This window comes from Methylopila capsulata, from assembly GCF_016907975.1.
Taxonomy (GTDB): Bacteria; Pseudomonadota; Alphaproteobacteria; order Rhizobiales; family Methylopilaceae; genus Methylopila; species Methylopila capsulata.
In genome coordinates, this window is sequence record NZ_JAFBCY010000001.1 from 869,370 (window position 1) to 887,253 (window position 17,884).

At 67.4% G+C, this 17,884-nt stretch carries 20 protein-coding genes; 11 read left to right on the plus strand and 9 right to left on the minus strand.

Features of this window, described 5'->3' with window-relative positions:
• Positions 1–233: 233 nt before the first annotated feature.
• Both JOD31_RS04130 and JOD31_RS04135 read left to right on the plus strand, forming a co-directional pair.
• Positions 234–548 carry a hypothetical protein gene (locus JOD31_RS04130; RefSeq protein WP_204949011.1) on the plus strand — a complete coding sequence of 105 codons (315 nt, stop codon included), beginning with the start codon at positions 234–236 and terminating at the stop codon, positions 546–548.
• Between the two features lie 325 nt (positions 549–873).
• Positions 874–1,164: a hypothetical protein gene (locus JOD31_RS04135; RefSeq protein ID WP_204949012.1), complete on the plus strand. Its 291-nt coding sequence runs from the start codon at positions 874–876 to the stop codon at positions 1,162–1,164.
• A 105-nt stretch (positions 1,165–1,269) separates the two neighbouring features.
• Here JOD31_RS04135 and JOD31_RS04140 read toward each other — a convergent pair whose 3' ends face one another.
• Positions 1,270–1,857 carry a hypothetical protein gene (locus JOD31_RS04140; protein WP_204949013.1) on the minus strand — a complete coding sequence of 196 codons (588 nt, stop codon included), beginning with the start codon at positions 1,855–1,857 and terminating at the stop codon, positions 1,270–1,272.
• A gap of 796 nt (positions 1,858–2,653) precedes the next feature.
• On the opposite strand from JOD31_RS04140, the gene JOD31_RS04145 reads away from it, so the two are divergent.
• Both JOD31_RS04145 and JOD31_RS04150 read left to right on the plus strand, forming a co-directional pair.
• Positions 2,654–4,171, plus strand: a complete 1,518-nt coding sequence (locus JOD31_RS04145; RefSeq protein ID WP_204949014.1) for a DUF3696 domain-containing protein — start codon at positions 2,654–2,656, stop codon at positions 4,169–4,171.
• A complete protein-coding gene (locus tag JOD31_RS04150; protein ID WP_204949015.1) occupies positions 4,149–5,291 on the plus strand; it encodes a hypothetical protein in 1,143 nt (380 codons plus the stop codon). Before JOD31_RS04145 ends, JOD31_RS04150 begins: the two co-directional genes overlap by 23 nt.
• Positions 5,292–5,343: 52 nt before the next feature.
• On the opposite strand, the gene JOD31_RS04155 is transcribed toward JOD31_RS04150, so the two are convergent.
• Positions 5,344–5,838, minus strand: coding sequence for a YcgN family cysteine cluster protein (locus tag JOD31_RS04155; protein ID WP_204949339.1), 495 nt, complete (start codon positions 5,836–5,838; stop codon positions 5,344–5,346).
• A 105-nt stretch (positions 5,839–5,943) separates the two neighbouring features.
• On the opposite strand from JOD31_RS04155, the gene JOD31_RS04160 reads away from it, so the two are divergent.
• From JOD31_RS04160 to JOD31_RS04170, 3 genes are read left to right on the plus strand one after another with little or no spacing between them, the layout of a single operon-like run.
• Entirely contained in the window at positions 5,944–8,118 is a 2,175-nt protein-coding gene (locus JOD31_RS04160; protein ID WP_204949016.1) for a transglycosylase domain-containing protein, read from the plus strand.
• A 15-nt stretch (positions 8,119–8,133) separates the two neighbouring features.
• A complete protein-coding gene (locus tag JOD31_RS04165; protein ID WP_204949017.1) occupies positions 8,134–8,712 on the plus strand; it encodes a DUF1214 domain-containing protein in 579 nt (192 codons plus the stop codon).
• The gene (locus tag JOD31_RS04170) at positions 8,709–9,272 is read left to right on the plus strand and encodes a DUF1254 domain-containing protein (protein WP_204949018.1); all 564 of its coding nucleotides are present in this window, start codon (positions 8,709–8,711) and stop codon (positions 9,270–9,272) included. The genes JOD31_RS04165 and JOD31_RS04170 overlap by 4 nt, the downstream gene beginning before the upstream one ends.
• On the opposite strand, the gene JOD31_RS04175 is transcribed toward JOD31_RS04170, so the two are convergent.
• Together JOD31_RS04175 and JOD31_RS04180 are read right to left on the minus strand one after the other, a co-directional pair.
• Positions 9,262–10,014, minus strand: a complete 753-nt coding sequence (locus JOD31_RS04175; RefSeq protein ID WP_204949019.1) for a hypothetical protein — start codon at positions 10,012–10,014, stop codon at positions 9,262–9,264. The genes JOD31_RS04170 and JOD31_RS04175 overlap by 11 nt on opposite strands.
• Complete coding sequence (locus tag JOD31_RS04180) at positions 10,011–10,211, minus strand: hypothetical protein (RefSeq protein ID WP_204949020.1); 201 nt, start codon at positions 10,209–10,211, stop codon at positions 10,011–10,013. Before JOD31_RS04180 ends, JOD31_RS04175 begins: the two co-directional genes overlap by 4 nt.
• 298 nt (positions 10,212–10,509) lie before the next feature.
• Here JOD31_RS04180 and JOD31_RS04185 point away from each other — a divergent pair, with 298 nt between their 5' ends.
• Positions 10,510–11,640 carry a DUF2336 domain-containing protein gene (locus JOD31_RS04185; protein WP_204949021.1) on the plus strand — a complete coding sequence of 377 codons (1,131 nt, stop codon included), beginning with the start codon at positions 10,510–10,512 and terminating at the stop codon, positions 11,638–11,640.
• A gap of 8 nt (positions 11,641–11,648) precedes the next feature.
• On the opposite strand, the gene JOD31_RS04190 is transcribed toward JOD31_RS04185, so the two are convergent.
• The 3 genes from JOD31_RS04190 to JOD31_RS04200 are packed head-to-tail and all read right to left on the minus strand — an operon-like array spanning position 11,649 to position 14,491.
• Positions 11,649–11,987: a DUF1491 family protein gene (locus tag JOD31_RS04190; protein ID WP_204949022.1), complete on the minus strand. Its 339-nt coding sequence runs from the start codon at positions 11,985–11,987 to the stop codon at positions 11,649–11,651.
• A gap of 22 nt (positions 11,988–12,009) precedes the next feature.
• A complete protein-coding gene (locus tag JOD31_RS19440) occupies positions 12,010–12,741 on the minus strand; it encodes a peptidoglycan-binding domain-containing protein (protein WP_204949023.1) in 732 nt (243 codons plus the stop codon).
• The gene (locus JOD31_RS04200) at positions 12,734–14,491 is read right to left on the minus strand and encodes a sensor histidine kinase (protein WP_204949024.1); all 1,758 of its coding nucleotides are present in this window, start codon (positions 14,489–14,491) and stop codon (positions 12,734–12,736) included. The genes JOD31_RS19440 and JOD31_RS04200 overlap by 8 nt, the downstream gene beginning before the upstream one ends.
• Positions 14,492–14,866: 375 nt before the next feature.
• On the opposite strand from JOD31_RS04200, the gene JOD31_RS04205 reads away from it, so the two are divergent.
• Both JOD31_RS04205 and JOD31_RS04210 read left to right on the plus strand, forming a co-directional pair.
• On the plus strand, positions 14,867–15,256 hold the full coding sequence (locus JOD31_RS04205; protein WP_204949025.1) for a DUF5330 domain-containing protein: 390 nt from the start codon (positions 14,867–14,869) through the stop codon (positions 15,254–15,256).
• Between the two features lie 105 nt (positions 15,257–15,361).
• Positions 15,362–15,805, plus strand: coding sequence for a SufE family protein (locus tag JOD31_RS04210; RefSeq protein WP_204949026.1), 444 nt, complete (start codon positions 15,362–15,364; stop codon positions 15,803–15,805).
• Here JOD31_RS04210 and JOD31_RS04215 read toward each other — a convergent pair.
• The gene (locus JOD31_RS04215) at positions 15,800–16,633 is read right to left on the minus strand and encodes a DUF6456 domain-containing protein (RefSeq protein WP_309299047.1); all 834 of its coding nucleotides are present in this window, start codon (positions 16,631–16,633) and stop codon (positions 15,800–15,802) included. The two genes, JOD31_RS04210 and JOD31_RS04215, sit on opposite strands and share 6 nt — an antisense overlap.
• 144 nt (positions 16,634–16,777) lie before the next feature.
• Between JOD31_RS04215 and JOD31_RS04220 the strand changes: the two genes are divergently transcribed.
• Positions 16,778–17,083, plus strand: a complete 306-nt coding sequence (locus JOD31_RS04220) for a DUF6477 family protein (RefSeq protein WP_338100597.1) — start codon at positions 16,778–16,780, stop codon at positions 17,081–17,083.
• A gap of 70 nt (positions 17,084–17,153) precedes the next feature.
• Here the strand turns inward: JOD31_RS04220 and JOD31_RS04225 are convergent, their stop codons facing one another.
• Positions 17,154–17,570, minus strand: coding sequence for a Ros/MucR family transcriptional regulator (locus tag JOD31_RS04225; RefSeq protein WP_204949027.1), 417 nt, complete (start codon positions 17,568–17,570; stop codon positions 17,154–17,156).
• Positions 17,571–17,884: the final 314 nt, after the last annotated feature.

Genomic DNA, 17,884 nt, shown 5'->3' on the forward strand with positions numbered 1-17,884 from the left:
GGTTCGAACCCCTGAGGTAAGCGCTCGGATCACGGCGGCAAGACGGCCCGCCCCGAGCCCGCCGCCCGTGCAGCCGCACGCCTTGCTCGGCGCCTCTGCACGGACGGCCGTGCAACCTTCCCGAGGGGGAGACGTTTGTGGTGGGAACGATCGAGCGCGCCGCGCGGCCTCCGGAGCCCAAAGCTCCAGCGTCGCCGCGGCCGGCGCGACCACCAACGCAAGGACCATACATCATGAACAGGATCATCGCCGCAGGCGCGGCCGCGCTTCTCATCGCCGGTTCCTCCAACCTCGCCCTGGCGCAGGGCGCGGGCGGCGGAGGCGGCGCGGGCGCCGGCACCGTCGCGCAGCCGGGCGGACCGGGCAATGCGGACCAGATGAAGGACCACACCACCGGCATGACCCACGAGACGCCCTCGACCACGGGCTCGACCGGCATGACCAAGGAGACGCCCTCCGCCTCGACCACCGAGTCGTCCGACATCAAGGGCCAGCGTCCCTCCCCGGTCGAGGGCGGCGGCGGGGCCGGCGGCGGCGGCGGTCGCTGACGCCCGGACGCCTGTCCGAAACGATCGAGCCCCGGCGCCTCGCGCCGGGGCTTTTTCGTGGGCGATGTGCGTCTCTCCCCCCACGTTGGTTAAAACAACGGCGGCCTGCAACTTTTTCGTGCGCCAGATGTTTATGAGTTGATCGACCGACGATCGCGTCCTGCCCCATGCGCCGCTCGCACATGTCACATGACGCAGAAGCATCGTCGGCCGCACGTCGGGCTCTTCCCCTCGCATCAACTTGAAACCTCCGCCTGTCGTCTTCCGACGGCCGGCTGTCGCGCGCCTTGCGCGCGCTCACATCAGCGCACACGTGGGACATATCATGACCAACGCCAAGATCGCCGCCGGCTTCGCCTCCCTTCTCATCGCCGCCTCCTCCACGGTCGCCATGGCCCAGGCCACGGGCAAGGAGAACAACGCCACCTCGGGCTCGCAGCCCGGCGTCGGCCCGAACTCCGGGCCTGAGGTGAAGGGCCAGTCCGGCATGTCGGGCCAGACTGGAACGCCCGGCCCGGCGCCGATGAAAGACAACACGCCGACCTCCGCCGGCACCAAGGACAACAAGGCCGAGGGCCTGCGCGGCCACAGCGAGACCCCGACCACCGGCAAGTAAGCCGCCCGCTTCCGTACGAACGACGAAGCCCCGGCGCGACCCGCCGGGGCTTTTTTCGTGTGCGCGCCGCCCAAGCCGTCCGCCGCCCAAGCCGTCCGCCGCCGATCAGCCCTCGCCCGCCGCGTGCGCGGCCCGCATGGCCTCGATCCGGCACCGGAGCTCGTTCCGCATCGCCTCCACGTCGAACCCGGGCTCCGTCTCGGGCGCCCGTTGCCCCCGCGACGCCGCCGTCGCGTCGGCGCGGGCGTCGGCGTCCTTCAGCTTGCGCACCTCGTTCAGCCCCTGGGCCAGCCGCAGCAGCGTCCGTGCGGCGCGCTCGCTGTCGATCAGGTCGAGCGCCGCCTGCGCCGCGCGCAGCTGCATCCCCTCGATCGCGGCGATCTGGCCGAGGATCGCGGCCTCCGCCCGCTCCGCGGCCGTCCGCCGGCTGTCGAGCCAGGCCCGCCCCTCGGCCGCGAGCCGCGCGTCCTCCAGCCGCTCGGCCTCGGAGCGCACGGCCTCCTCCGCAATCGCGTCGCTCTCCTCCACCCTGAGCCGGCGCCGCCGCCAGCCCCACTGCTTCACCCGGCGGTAGAAGGTGTTGACGCCGAGCCCCATCAGCCGCGCGATGTCGGCGGGCGCGGCCTCGGTCTCCTCGTAGAGCGTGCGCGCCCGCTGGATCTCCTCCCTGGAATGCGCCCGAAACGCCGGCATGCCGCGCCCCTCCCCTCGCCCGCCTGATCCCGAAGACTGCCCGATCCCAAAGACTGCCACGGAGCCGCTTCAAATCATAGGATTTTTTTCTTACATTGCGTTCCTCGGAGGCTACCCGTAACGACCGGCGCACGCGCCGCTCCTCCCCAAAATCCGCGACGCCGCGGCCCCCTCTCCCCTTGCGAGAGAGGGCTGGGGTGAGGGATCGTCTGGGCCACCCTCCCCGCCGCCGAGGGCGCTCCAGACGACCCCTCATCCGGCCGGCGGCTGACGCCGCCGTCCACCTTCTCCCGCAGGGGGAGAAGGGACCCCCGCGGCGCGCATCGTTCAGGGCCACCCTCCGCGTCGTCCTCCGGCTTGACCGGAGGACCCATCTCGGGCGTCGCGCGCCACGTCAGACATGGATGGTCCGGTCAAGCCGGACCATGACGGCGCGCGGGTGGGAACGCAGGGCGACGTCTGGGCCGCCCTCTCCGTCATGCCCGGCGCGGCCGGGCATCCACGACTTGTGCGGCACCCGACACCTGAGTTGTGGATACCCTTTGCAGAACGTGACGCCTGGCAAAGCCGTACCGCACGCGAAACTCGGCACATCACACCTCGATAGTCCATGGGAGGACGGTGCCTACTGCCTAAGTCTCTCCTAGGCACTGGTAATCTGACTGTTCGTCTGAGATAATATACTGCACGGTCGAAAATTCCGGGATTTGACCGAAAACGATGTTTTTAGGTTCGTAAGAAACGGCACCCTCGGATTACGAGTACGAGGATATGCCCGAATAGTGGCTAGAGAAAAATGCTGAAGTCAATTTCCGTAGAAAACTACCGCGGATTCAAAGAAAAAACTATACTTAATTTTAGGCCCCTAACAATTCTCTTAGGCCGAAATAGCTCGGGTAAAAGCTCACTAACAAGGCTTGTGCCACTCTTACAGCAAAGCCTTGAACGTGAAAGCTCGTCTCCAATTTTATGGAGCGCTGAAGCTGTTGATATGGGTACAATATCGGATGTTATTACGCACGGCGAAACGGGAGAGGAACTTAGGATTGGCATCAAGATTGACGATCTAAGCTTTTTGAACACTTTAAATCGAATTAAGCGGAACTTCGTATCTACAGACCGCAATGACCCGATTGATATCGAGTATATTATACGTCTTGTTGCAGACGGCTACAGGACGCGCTTTATCGGCATAGAGATTAATTACGATCTTCAGAGACTTTCTGTCGACTGGGACATTGCGGGGCGCGTGACAGATATTCGTATCGACGGGAAGAGCTATCCACTGCATAATGTTTCCTATCTTGTAGACACAAAATCCTTATTTCCAGAGATCGTCCGTATGGTGGCGAAGGAGGAAGTTGCCCGAGCTTCTCGCACGCCTATTTTCTACGATCCGATTAAAGATGCGGTGTCGTCAATTGTTCACGGGCGTACTGCAAAAGAAAAAGTTGAATTTCTTTCTCGAAGTCTTTCATACGTACCGCGCCGCCTTGCCAAAAACACTTTGAAAAGCTTCCCCAATACGGTTGCGGCGAAGTTAACCGAACTGAACATCAATCGACTTAGCGATTTTTCGATGATCAATGATCTTCCATTCATTATTCGATTTTTGAGCAGTCGCATTGCACCTCTATTCCTAGGCTCTGCGTACATAGGTCCTTCCCGCGCCAGCGGCAAACGGTTTGATCGCATCCAAGAACTATCAGTCAATCGTCTAGACTCGAGTGGCGAGAATGCTGCAATGTACGTTTATTCGCTCAACGCGAGTGAGCGGGCAAGTTTTAATGAACTTTTGATAAGAGCATGTGGCCACGTCCTTGCTGTAGAAGAGTCAGGCCCAGGCCATGTGAGCGTAAAAATTGCTCGACATGGCCAAGAACAATTCGAAAATATAGCAGACGTAGGGTTTGGATTTTCTCAGCTTGTGCCTGTTATAGCGCAGCTACACGCGGTCCGTGAACGCAATGAGTATGACCATTTTGGGTCCCCCAATGTGTTATTTGCAGTCGAGCAGCCCGAACTTCACCTTCATCCGGCGATGCAATCTAATCTTGCGGACTTGTTTGTAGGTGCCGTGAAGACGGCATCCGACTCCGAGCGCCAGACAACCATTTTAGTAGAAACTCATAGCGAGACGCTCGTATCTCAGCTAGGTGTCCTTATCGCCGAGGGTGAAATTTCGAATAACGATGTTGCAGTCTATTTCGTGAGTAAAAATGAAACAGACGGGATTTCTCGAATAAAAGAGATGGCGTTTGATGAGAGCGGGATAATATCAGAATGGCCGATTGGCTTCTTTTCGGCATCCTGATATGCATATTCGTCTTTCAAGTGAATTTTTGAGCCTTTCGGAAGTCGATCTGCGATCGCATGGTGCTTTAATCGATCGTTTGCTATATCTTCACTTGAGCAAGCGCCATCTTTTCTGCCTTTCTCCTAAAGAAATAGTTGTCTTAAGGAGCTCGATCCAGTTCGGACCTCAAGCAGAGCATGCATTAAATATCATTCTAAGAAAAAGCCAGGATTATTTTTCGTCTCTGCGCGCGTCCTCTGTTCATTTAGTTATCCTCCCCCTAGGGTCGATCCTCCGATTTAACTCTTCCGTCGAACATTACATCTCGGCGGAAAACGCTCACGAGATGCTTTATGAGCCGAATCTTTATGTGGAAAATGCAACAACAGATGGTGCGTTTTATTCTTTACTTATTAAACAAGCCGCGAAATATGTCGGGGGAACCGCTGAATTATTAGCTATTCGACCCGTGCATGGCGGAGGAAGTACTCTCTCTGAACTGATTGAAAAAAATATCGGACCCGACATCAAGGGAATTTGTATATGTGACAGGGATTGCAGTGGAGATAGCCCTCCCTACGTGAAACATTCGACGATAAGTAAGGTAGCAGAAGCACTTGGGCGTCTGGGAGTTATTTCTGGAGGCCATCTAACGCTAACGACGAAGCCATTCTTCGCTTTTCACCAAACAGCAGGCTGGGGACTGGAGAATTACATAGGCCCACATACCTTGAATTATTTTTTTGAATGTAATCCAGAGTCCGCCGACATGCGCCAGAAATTCATCCAATTGTTTCCTCAGTTTCCTAACTTAACCGATGACGATATGGCTGAATGGTGGACCGTAAATTTCAAAGTTGAAAATCAATCGTCTATTAGTATCGAACAAGGTTTCAGTCAGCGCGGCGGGAGGGCTCATCCTGGGGGACACAGGAGCTCAGGTCTTTCACAGCTGTCGGTACCTTGCTCTGCGATCAGTTGGATCGCATCATGTGCTCGAGCGGGGCGATTTCACCGTCAGTTAATAGCCAGCATACATAAAGACATGAGGATAAACTCTTATCGTGAGCAGATAGTTCAACTGGCTAGATCTGCTGTAATGTTTCTACCTGCAGATGACCAGATAAATTTTGCATAGTGCAATTTTTTACTTTATAAGGGTTCTATATTATAATAAAGATCGTCAGGTTTTACTTCTTCGCCCCCTTCGGCCACCTCGCCGGCCAGCTGACCATCCGGTCCATCAGCTCCCACTCCGAAACCCCGGTCTCGGACGCCACGCGGCTGCGCACCGAGACCCCCGCCGTCACCACCGTCTCCGGATCGCCGGAGACCAGGGGGTGCCACGCGGGGAGGTCCTTGCCCTCGTCGACGAGGCGGTAGGCGCAGGTGGGGGGGAGCCAGCCGATGTCCTCGACGATCTCCGGCGTCAGGCGGACGCAGTCCGGCACGCGGGTCTGGCGGTTGGGGTAGTCCGAACAGCGGCAGGTGCCGAGGTCGAACAGGCGGCAGGCGACGTCGGTGTAGGCGATGCGGTCGGTGTCCTCGTCCTGCAGCTTCAGCAGGCAGCAGCGGCCGCAGCCGTCGCACAGGCTCTCCCACTCCGGCGCCGACATCTCGGCCAGCGTCTTCACCCTCCAGAAGGGCGGTTCGGCTAGGCTTCCGGGTGCGGCCACGGGGGGTATGTCCTTCTGGGCGGAGAGCGGCGACGCTTCGGCTCTTGCGCTCGGGGCGGCGTCGGGTCAAGTCATTCCGGGGCCGGAACGACGCTGGATTGGGAGAGGCATTCGGTGTTCGGGTTCGGCGCGCGGCCTAAGACGCTCGACACGAAACGACGCCTGCTGGCGCTCGATTCGTGGCTCGACCACACCTTCTGGACCATCGGGCCGGCGCTCTCGCGCTGGTGGGACGGCGTGTGCGCGGCCTTCGACGCCTTCCGCGTGCGCGGCTGGCGGCGCTGGACGGTGGAGATCCTCTGCGAGGGGCTGACGCTCGGGACCGCGGGCGCGCTGGTGATGCTGGCGCTCGCGCTGCCGGCGTTCCGCGAGACCGGGCCGGACTGGCTGAGCCGGGCCGATCTCTCCGTCACCTTCCTCGACCGGCACGGCTCCGAGATCGGCAAGCGCGGGGTGATGCAGAACGACGGCATCCCTCTGAGCGAGTATCCCGACCACCTGATCAAGGCGGCGCTCGCGACCGAGGACCGGCGGTTCTACACCCACTTCGGCATCGACGTGGCGGGCACGGCGCGGGCGCTGGTCCAGAACGCGCGGGCGAACGGCGTGGTGCAGGGCGGCTCGTCGATCACGCAGCAGCTCGCGAAGAACGTGTTCCTCACCAACGAGCGCACGCTGGAGCGCAAGATCAAGGAGGCGTTCCTCGCGTTCTGGCTGGAATTCCACCTCTCGAAGGACGAGATTCTCAAACTCTATCTCGACCGGGCCTACATGGGCGGCGGGGCGTTCGGGGTGGACGCGGCGGCGCATTTCTACTTCGGCAAGTCGGCGCGCGACGTGGACCTCGCCGAGAGCGCGATGCTGGCGGGCCTGTTCAAGGCGCCGACGAAGTACGCGCCGCATGTGAACCTCGCGGCGGCCCGCGCGCGGGCTGCGACCGTGCTCGACAATCTGGTCGACGCCGGCTTCATGACCGAGGGCCAGGTGCAGCCCGCGCGGTTCCAGCCGGCGACGCCGAAGCCGACCGCGGTGGTCTCCAGCCCGGACTATTTCCTCGACTGGGCCTATGGCGAGATCCGCGGGATGGCGGACGCCGGGAGCTTCAAGGGGCAGCGGGTGCTCCGGGTCCGGACCGCGCTCGACCCCGCGCTGCAGCGCCACGCCGAGGAGGTGGTCGAGCGCATGCTCCGGCAGTACGGCGACCCGTACCGCGTCGACCAGGCGGCGGCGGTGATCCTGGAGCCGGAGGGCGGGGTGCGGGCGATGGTGGGCGGGAGGGATTACGGCCAGAGCCAGTTCAACCGCGCGGTCGACGCGCTCAGGCAGCCGGGCTCGTCGTTCAAGACCTATGTCTACACGGCGGCCTTCGCGTCCGGGAAGTTCAGCCCGGACAGCGTGGTGTCCGACGCGGCGATCTGCGTCGGCAACTGGTGCCCGCGCAACTACGGCCGCCGTTTCGCCGGCAAAGTCCCCCTCATCACCGCCTTCGCCAAAAGTATTAATACGATACCGGTTCGGCTCGCGCTCGCGGTGGGGCAGAGGAACGTCATCGACATGGCCCACCGCATGGGCCTCCGGTCGAAACTGGACGTCGGCCGCGCCTTCGCGCTGGGCGTCGAGGAGGTCACGCTGCTGGACCACACCTCGGCCTATGGCACGCTGGCGAACGGCGGCCGGCGCGCGCCGCCGTTCGCGGCGCTCGAGGTCGACGACTCGAAGGGGTCGGCGATCTGGCGGCGCGAGCGGGACGCCAAGCCCCTGCAGCAGGTCCTCGGCTATCCCGTCGTCGCCCAGATGAACCGCATGATGCTGGCCGTGGTCGAGAACGGCACCGGCGGCCGCGCCCGCCTCGACGGCGTCCAGGCCGGCGGCAAGACCGGCACCTCGCAGTCCTACCGGGACGCCTGGTTCATCGGCTTCACCGGATCGCTGGTCGGGGGCGTCTGGTTCGGCAACGACGATTTCACGACGACGAAGGAGATGACCGGCGGCTCGCTGCCGGCGATGACCTGGAAGGAGATCATGGCCTACGCCCACCAGGGCGTCGCGCCGAAGGCGATCCCGGGAGTCGCCCTTCCGGCTGCGTCGAAGCCTGCGGTCGCCCAGGCCGCGCCCGAGGATGGCGCCGACACGCGGCCCGTCGGCGCGCGCAATCTGTCGGAAGGGGCGGCGAAGGTGCTGCAGGCCCTGATTGCCGACGTCGCGGCCGCACGCCCCGCCGCCGGCCCGAGGGCGGAGCTCGTCCGGCCGTCCTTCGCGGGGGCAGAGCCCTCGACGACCGCGCGCTAAGGCCGGCCGCCCCGGATGCGCCTCACCCTCCTGGTCATGATCGTCTTCGCGGTCGCCGCGGTGCTCGGCCTCGGCGCGACGCTGCGCGCAGTCACCCATGGCCTGCCGTTCAGCGGCCTGACCATCGGGCCGTGGCGGGCGGATCCCGACATCGGCGGGCTGGGCGCGGACCCCTACCTTCGGGCGGGCGTCGCCCGCCGCGGCGAAGCGCCCCTCGCCTATGGCGACGGCGTGGAATTCGAGGCGCGGACGGACGACGCCGGCCGCGCCTTGGACGCGGCCTGCGACTACACGCTGGAGGGCGACCTCCCCGCCGCCCGGCTCTGGACGCTCGCGCCCTTCTCGCCTGACGGCCGCCGGCTCGAGACGGCGCTTGGGCGCCGCGGCACGTCGAGCGCCGAGACGGTGCGCCTCGTCGGCCGACCGATCGCGGTCGAGCTGTCGCAGACCGCGAAGGCCGGCGATTGGATCCAGCTCCCCGTGAAGGGCGCCTTCACGCTGCGCCTCGCGCTCTACGACACCGCCCTCGGCACGCCGCTCGCGCGCCGGACGCCGCCGCAGCTGTTGTCGATCAAGCGGGGCGCCTGCCGATGATGCGCCTGTTCCACGCCGTGGTGGTCGGCCTGTTCCTCGCCGGCGTCGTGCATGTGGGCTCGCTGCTTGCGGTTCCGTCGCTCGCGCCGCGCGGGCCCTACGACCGGCTGGCCGCGCTTGCGGCCGATGGCCGCTTCGTGGCGCTGCCGGACGACGGCGCGAATGCGGACCTGCTCGCCTTCTCCGACCCATCGTTCGTGGTGGCCGCCTGTCGCTACGACCTCGCCGACGGCCCGGTGACGGTGCGCGCCGCGCTGCCCTCGACCTATGGCGCGGTCGCGGTCCATGAGCGGCGGGGCGCGCCGTTCTATGCGCTCACCGACAAGGCGGCGACCAACGGAACGGTCGAGGTGGTGATCCTGCGGGAGAACGACGTCGCCGCTGCCGAGGAGGACGAAACCGCGCAGGCGCGGCCTTCGATCCGGATCGTCTCGCCGAGCGACGCCGGCTTCGTGCTGGTGCGGCTGTTCGCGCAGGCGCCGAGCGCGCGTCCCGCGCTCAAGGCGCTCGCCGAGAGCGCGACATGCGGTCGGTCGGCGCCCCCGCCGACTACCCCTTGAACACGCCGCGCGGCTTGCCGATCGGCCGCAACGAGGCGAGCACGCGTTCGAGCGTCGACAGCGAAGCCTCCACCGCCACCGCGGCGGGATCGGGCGTCTCCAGCACCAGCCGGTCCAGCGCGTAGCGGTAGGTCACGACGCGCTCGTCGAACGACAGCCGCACCCAGGCGATGAGCAGGCCGTTCTCGTCGATCCGGGCGTCGACGTTGGCGCGTTCGTCGGGACGCAGCTCCGGCACGCGAGCGGCGGCGCGGTCGCGCGCCCGATCGCCCGCGGCGACACGGGCGGCGGTCGAGAAGAAGGGCTCGATCCGCGCTACGTCGGCCTCGATGTCGGCCTTCAGCCGGGCGTAGCGCGCGCCGCTCGACCGGTACGGGGTCGCGATCAGCGTCCGGACGTAGGACTCTTTCTCGACGCGGACGCGGTCGACCGGCAGCACGCGGGTGCGCGCGAGCTCGACGAGGGTCCGCTCCAGCGTCTGCTCGGGAAGCGGCGGCATCACCACGCCCCAGGCGAGGTTGCGCAGCTCGACCTCGTCGTCGGTCAGCCGGTAGCTGGAGACCGGCTCGCCCCGCGTGCGCGCCGCGACTCCGCCCGCGGCGGGCAGCAGCGCGTCGTTGATCACGCCAGGCGCCGGCCGGCCGAAGTCGCCGGTCTGCGCGCAGGCGCCGAGCGCCGCGAGCGACAGCGCGAGGCCGGCCGTCCGCGCTCCGGACGTCGCCGTCCGAAGCGCGTCGATCACGAGGCGGGCTGGCCCATGTCGAGGGTCGGGGCGCGCGAGGCGGCCGAGGCGGACCCCGCCTCGGTCCGGCGCTCGTAACGGACCCCGGTGAAGAACAGAATGTCGGCGCCGTTGGACGGCTCGGAACGACGCCGGGCGGCGGCGGAGGACCGCGACGGTTGCCGGGGCTGAGACTGGAATGCGAGCACGAGGCCCATAGGGACGCTCCCTGCCAAGAGGGGGTTCGGTTCGATCGCGGCCTTGAGGCGGACCGGCCGTCCGCAGGCCTTCTGTCCTCATTCAGCGATCACCGTGGTTAACGAGTTGTTACCGACGCAGCGGTCTGACGCGGGCGGCCCGAACTGTTGCCGCGAGACCACAACTTCCGGCTTTACCGCGCGATCGCGACGTGTGCCGGGACGGGACGGTTAACGCAGCGCTAACCATGTCCATCCTAGGTTCCGGAGGAGACAGCCGGCCCTTTCCCTTGGCTGCGGCTCCCCACGGACGGATGCGATGAGCGACGACCTGCTGCCCATCGAAACGCTCGAACGCCTGTCCCGGCAGGAGGGCGTCGACGTCCGGCCGACGCTGGTCCGCGTGCTGACGGACCTCTACGTGCAGAAGGCGCATCACGCGCCCGAGGAGACCGCGCGCTACGAAGAGCTTGCGCTGCAGCTGCTCGACGTGGTGGATGCCGAAACCCGAACCATCGTGGCCCGCAAGCTCGCCGAGGACGACCGGGCGCCGGCGAGCCTGATCGCGCGGCTGCTCGACGACGCCCCGGAGGTCGCAGCTCCCATCATCGCGCGGTTCCCGCGCGTTCCCCGCACGCTGCTTCTCAGCCTCGCGCTCGACGGCGGCGTGCTGGAGGCTTGCGCGGTGGCGCGCCGGTCCGACGTCGACGGAGACATGGTGCGGCTGCTTGCGCACCACCCGGACGACCTCGTGCTGGAGACGCTCGTGGCGAACCCCGCCGCGACGCCGTCGGACGCCACGCTCGCAGCCCTCGTGGCGCGAGCCCTCGGCGCGCCGACGCTGGCCGCGGCGCTGCTGCGGCGGGAGGACTACGATCGCGCCGCCCTCGCCCCGCTCTACCTCATGGCCAATCCCGAACAGCGCGTCGCGATCCGCGCCGCGCTTTCCGAACGGCCCAGCCGTCCGCCGCTGGGCGTGCGCAGCCTGCGCACGAGCGATCTCGTCGACGCCGCCATCCTGGAAGCCGCCGCCCAGAGCGGCAGCCAGCGGCTCGTGGCCGAAGCGATCGCCGACGCTCTCGGCCTCACGCCCGCTGTCGCCGCGCAGCTGACCGCCGAGCCAAGCGGCGAACCCTTCGTTCTCATGCTGCGGGCGGTCGGCCTCGATCGCGACGCGATCGCGCGCGCGCTGCTCGTCGCCCAGCCCGAGATCGCGCAGTCCGTGCCCCGGTTCTTCGATCTGGTGGAGATCGCCGACGCCACGCCTCGTGCCGCCGCGGTCGAGTTGGTGGCGGCCATCACGGGCGTCGAATCCGCGACTGTCGCCCCTCGCCACGAGCCGATGTTCGATCCGTCGGGAACGCCCGAGCGCGCCGGTCAGATCCGATCGGCGCCGCGCCTACGCCGGCCCGTCATCGCACGCACGAAGGAATCGGGCCGCTCGCGCTGAGTGGTCGCTCAAAGGCCGTCGTCAAGAAAAGCCCGGCCGTCCCGGTCTTCGACTGCGATGATCCATACGTCCGAGTCGAACCGGAGCTCGCGGGCGAGGCGCTCCTCGACCGCCAGGCCGTCGACGCCCTCCGCCACCCGCTCGAAGGTCCGCGCGCGGGCGTTCTCCACCTCGGCCTGGGGCGCGGGCGCATAGAGATCGTTGCGACCGTCCAGACGATCGATCACGAGGAAGATCGCCCCCGCCTCGGGCGAGCCGCGCCGGCGCACCAGCGCGTAGGCCCCGGCCAGATGGCAGCGCCTGACATAGGCCGCGACCCAGAAGTCCGAGGTGAGCCGGGAGCTCATGTCGACGCCTTTTCGCGCGCGCTCACTCCAGCGGCGCGCCGAACACGGCCTGAAGCTGGCGCAGCGTCTGCGGGTTGGGCTCGCCCGTCACTGGCAGCTTCCGGTCGCGCTCGAACTCCTGCAGCGCGTTGCGGGTGGCGGCGCCCATCTTGCCGTCGCTGGCGACCGGTCCGTAACCGAGCTTGGACAGGGCCCGCTGCACCGCCATCAGCTTTGGCGAGGCGACGCTGGTGGAGCCCGTGACAGTGGGCGACGGCGCAGGCGCAGGCACAGGCGTCCGAAGCGCGGCCGAAGGCTTCGCCGCGGGGGCCGGCGCGGGCTTCGCCGGGGCGATCAGCAGCGCCGCGAGCACGCGATCGTTCGGCTCCCCGTGCACGGGCAGGTCCGCGCCACGCTCGAACGACGCGATCGCCGCCGCGGTGCGCGCGCCCATCAGGCCGTCGACAGGACCGTCGTACTCGCCCCGCGCGCGCAGCGCCTCCTGGATCTGCGCGACCAGTTCGCTCCGTTGGGGGGTCGGCCGCGCCGGCGCCGCGGCCGGCGTTACGGCCGGGTGCTCGCCGAAGAACGGCGCCGGGTGGCGGCCCTCCTGCAGCAGCAGCGCGTTGACCAGAATGGTGGCGACGCCCGCCCCCGCGACGAGCCCGGCGAGGACGTCGACCGGACGGCGGCGGACGAGGTCGGCGATCCCTGCGCGGGCGGGGCGGTCGCCGAAGCTGTCGTGAGCGAAGGAGCGTGCGGAGGGCTTAGGCACTCTGTCTCATCTCCTGTGCGTCGAGCGTGGCGCGGCCGCCTCGCGGCGCGGAGGCCGCGCCAAGCGGCAGGTGAACGCTGACCTTGGTGCCGCGATCGACCACGCTTTCGATCGCCAGCCGGCCGCCGTGAAGCTCGACGAGCCCCCGCACCACCGAAAGGCCCAGACCCGAGCCCTCGTGCGGGCGATCCAGCGCGCCGCTCGCCTGGAAGAACGCCTCGCCCAGGCGGTTGATGTGCTCGGGCGCGATGCCGCAGCCGGTGTCGCGCACAGCCAGGGTGAACACGCGTCCGCTGGCCTGGGCCTCGAGCGTCACCGCACCGCCGCGGGGGGTGAACTTGATGGCGTTGGAGAGCAGGTTCAGCGCCATCTGGGTCAGCGCGCGCGGGTCCGCCACCACCGGCGGCAGTCCGGGCGCGACCTCCGCGGCGAGCCGCACCCCGGCCGCCTCCGCTTTCAGCGCCACCATGCCAAGGCAATGCTCGACGACAGGCCCGACCTCGCAGGGCTCCGGGAACACCGCGAAGCAGCCGGTCTCGATCTTCGACATGTCGAGGATGCCGTTGACCACGTCGAGCAGGTGAAGGCCGGACTGATGGATCAGCGCTGCGTAATCCGACCGGCGCGCCGGCTCCAGCCGGCAGAGGCGCTCGTCGGTCAGAATCTCTGAGAATCCGATGATGGCGTTGAGCGGCGTGCGCAGCTCGTGGCTCATGGTCGCGAGAAAGCGGGTCTTTGCGAGGCTGGCGCGGTCCGCGTCCTGTCGCGCGGCGAGCAAGGCCTCCTCATGCGCCTTGCGGTCGGACACGTCGCGGAAGGCCGCGAGCACAGGCGCGTCGCCGAGATCGGCCGGCGCGGGGCGCGCGCGCATCTCCAGCCACACGAAGGGTTCCGGGCTCCGGGCGCCCTCGCCCGATGCGGCGCGGCGCGCGCGGATTTCGATGGTCGTTTCGGCGCCCCGCGTGGCGGCGGCGAGCGCATGCAGGAAGGCGGGGCGGTCGCCGATGTGGATGCGGTCGAACAGGCCGCGCCCGACGAGCTCCCGCGGAGCGACCCCAAGCAGGCCCGCAGCGGCGGGGGACGCGAAGGTCACCGTTCCGTCCGGCGCGTGGCGGGTCACGAGATCGCTGACGGCGCCGGCGAAGAGTTCGAACCGCGCCCGGCCGGCGCGGCTCAGCGCGTCACCCTCGCCGACGCTTTCCGCCGCGCGGAGCGCAAGCGCGAGCGCGCAGACGCTCGCCCCGAACACGCCGAGCGCCGTCAGGACGGGCCCCACCGGCTCCGCCGTCGGCGTCAGCCCGGCGACGTTGAGACCGAGCAGCAGCGCCACCGCTCCCGCGGCCGCCACGATGGCGACGCCCACGGCGCGGCGGGAGCCGGACAGTCCGGCTTCGAGCGGCGCAAGGACGAGCCAGGGCAGAGCGATCGACGCGAGCCCTCCCGTCGACAGCGACACGGCGACCACCAGAACGACGATCGAGAGGGCGGACAGCGTGTGGGCGCGCACCAGATCGCCGGAGCGGGAGAGGTTGAGCGCGATCAGGATGGGCGCGAGCAGCCAGCAGAACGCCGCCAGCTCCAGCGGCGACGCGGCGTGGCCGGACGCGAGCAGGCCGGGAAGCGCCGCGAACGGCGCGACGCCGCCCAGGATGTGCGACAGCAGGAAGGCGCGGTGCCGGGCGGACGCAAGCGCATCGTCGGCGACGGAGGGGTGAACCCAACCGGCGACGTGCTCCAGGACCGCTTTCATGGCGCCGATGTGTCGCAAAGACTCGTACTCCGACTGCCGTCGCAGAAGCGACGGGCGGCCCGGCGCGACGCTGGTCCCGGGCCTCGTTTCGACGAACAGATTGGCTCCCGAGGTTTAAACGGAACGCTAAAACCAGCCCGATCCCGGCTGTAAAGCGTTGACGATGGCGCGATGGTCGCAGCAACGCCTCATGACTTTCCGAAACCTTGATGAAAACTTGCTGAAACGTGAACGCAGGCGTCGCAAGTTGAAAGACCTCGTTGAACGAGGTTTAGAACGATCCTGCTATCGTCCTGACATCGACGGCGAAGACGCGCGGACCCTTATCTCCGCAAGCGCGCAAGACCGCAGGGATCCACGGCAGGCAGGAGCCTCATGATGTTTCTCATCCGCACAGCGTTCTGGATTTCGGTGCTGCTGCTGGTGCTCCCGCTCGGCGGCGCGATGAAGGGCGACGGCCCGAACGCGGAGGAGCGCGCGTCGATCGACGCGATGGCGGCCCTCGCGGCGGCGGGAGCGACGATTTCCGACATGCGCAGCTTCTGCGAGCGTCAGCCCGACGCCTGCGACGTCGGCTCCAAGGCGCTGCAGGTCATGAGCGACCGCGCCCGGAACGGCGCCGCGATGATCCAGGACTACCTTGGAAGCGAGGGCGCGCCGGCGACGCCGGCGAAAGCCGCTTCGACGGCAGCGAGCGGGCGCGACACGCTCACCCCCGCCGACCGCAAGCCCTCCTGGCGCGGCCCCGCCTCCCCGTCCGCCTGAGTCGCGCCGCCTTGGCTTGTGGCGAAGGCGGCCGCGAGCGCCCGTTTTCCTTTGCAGACGGTGCGGGAAGCGACTACCTCGCGGGGGACTGACGAGGACGCGGCCGTGGCGCAGAACATCGACGAGATCATCGAGGGCTTCGAGTTCATCGACGATTGGGAGGAGCGGATCCGCTACCTCATCGAGCTCGGCCGCGAACTCGCGCCCTTGGCCGACGCCGACCGGACGCCCGACACCAAAGTCCAGGGCTGCGCCAGCCAGGTCTGGCTCGCAACCGACGTCGGCGAGGGCGACAACCCCGTCCTCACCTTCCGCGGCGACAGCGACGCCCATCTCGTGCGGGGCCTCGTCGCCGTGATGGTCGCGCTCTACTCCGGCAAGCGGGCGCGCGAGATCCTCGCGACCGACGCCGGCGAGGTGATGGAGCGCATCAAGCTCCGCGAGCACCTGACGCCGCAACGCTCGAACGGGCTTCGCTCCATGGTCGAGCGCATCAAGCGCGAGGCTGCCGCGGCGAGCGGCGTCGGAGCCTCGCACGCGGCGTCATGAGCCCTCGGGCGCGCCGTCGAGGGTCGGACGCGCGCCTTCGCCCCGCCACGCCGCGAGCGTCCCGTCGCGGGCGGGACCTTCGGCCGCTTCCGCGTAGCCGTAGTGCCGCGCCAGCGCCTTGAGCGCGAACCCGAGCACGAGCTTTCCGCCCCGCGCCGGCCAGCTCCGCTCCCGCTCCACCGCCTCGAGACCCTTCAGCAGGCAGCAGACGTCGACGAGCACGCCGCTGAGCTCGGGCCCGACTCCCGCCAGCGCCTTGGAGACCCTTCCGCGTGCGGCGACAACCGATTCGGCGAGATCGACCCCGGCGCCCGCGCCGCCGCGGCGGCCGCTCGCGATCGAGGCCTCCCAGTTCGCCGTCACGCGCGGCGTCATCTGGCCGCGCGTGAAGTCGGCCCGCAGACGCTCGCCCGCGAGGGTCTCGCTGGCGGAGATCAACGGGCGGCCGTCACGACCCTTGCGCCGCGCGAGCCAGGCGAGCGGGCTCTCATCGAGATCGACGTCGACCTCGCGGGCCACCCCGTCGACCTCCACGGTGCGGCGGCCAAGCGTCAGGTGCTGGGCCCGGAAGCCGTCGGCCCCGCCGGTCTCGCGCGCCAGCCGGGCGCGTCCCGCCGCCGTTGCGACGGGGCGGCCTTCGTCGTCTCGAACGGCCCAGCCTTCCGCGATCAGGCCCTCGACGCCGCTCCCCTCCCCGGCGCCGGGCGGCGCGGCGGCGACCACGCGCGCGAGCGCCCGCAGCGTCGAGGTCGGCGTGTCCCCCGCCCGCTTGGCGGCCGCTGCCTTCGCCTTGCCAGCGCCGCGCCGTCCAGTGTGTCCATCCGCCATCGTCTCTCTCCCAGATTAGGATTTTGAGTTTGATATAGGATTTTTTTCTTGTCCAGCGGATGCGTTTCGCCGACCCTGGGTTTCGGACCGGGCATGGGAGACGAAGCGATGAGCGAAGGCGGCTGGAAAGATGCGGGACGGGGCGTGGATCACGGACGGCGGGCGACGGCGCTGCAGGCGGCGGCGCACAAAGGCCTGGAGGCCGTCGTCCGCGCCGGCGCCGAAGCCTACGACCGGAGGCGCCATCTGCCGCGGCTGATCCCCTGCGCGCCGGGCGACCTCGAGACGCCGTCGCGCGAGACCCGACAGGCCATCGTCGACAGGCTCGCCGCGGCGCTGGAGGCGGAGCGCCGCCGGGGCCGCGACCGCTGCTGGACCTACGACCTCAACCGTCACATCGCGCTGGCGCAGGCCTATGCGGCCGAGACGTCCGCGGACGGCCTCGCGTGAGATCGCGCAAACGAAAACGCCGCCCGGCGGGACCGGGCGGCGTCGGCGTAAGATCAGTCGAACCTGGGGCTTAGCCGCGCTTGCCGCGCTGCTGGCCGAGGCCCATCTTCTTCGCGAGCTCGGAACGCGCCGCGGCGTAGTTCGGCGCCACCATCGGGTAGTCCGACGGCAGGCCCCACTTCTCGCGATACTCTTCCGGGCTCATGTCGTACTGCGTGCGCAGATGACGCTTCAGCGACTTGAACTTCTTGCCGTCCTCCAGGCAGATGATGAAATCCGACGTCACGGACTTCTTCACCGGCACGGCCGGCTTGAGCGCCTCGGCGATCGGCTCGGCCACGCCGGTCGAGATGCGCGCCAGCGCGCCGTGGATCTCGTTGATGAGCACGGGAAGATCGGCCGGAGCGACCGAATTGTTGCTGACGTAAGCCGACACGATTTCAGCGGCCAGTTCGATGTAGCTGTCAGAGATGACGTCGTCGCTCATGTAATCCCGCATCCATGCGTTTTGCGCGGGCCTTGAGAGGCGCACCGGCCAGTCGCCGCGCTTTTGATGACGTGCTTGCTTCCGTTGGCGAACGCTTCGACTCAGGCGCTGATCGGACCGTCCCCGCAAGACTTCTCGCTAGATAGACAATCTGCGGCTAACAGGCAAGTTCTCTCGCGCCAATCGGCATGTTTTGTTTGTGAACGCTTATGATGACTGCGGCTCGTCATGTCGCCGCTGCCAACATTACGCCGCATTTCAATACGTCGCGCGCTTCTCCTTGCCGCTCTTGCCGGCTGCCGCTAGCGTGCGCC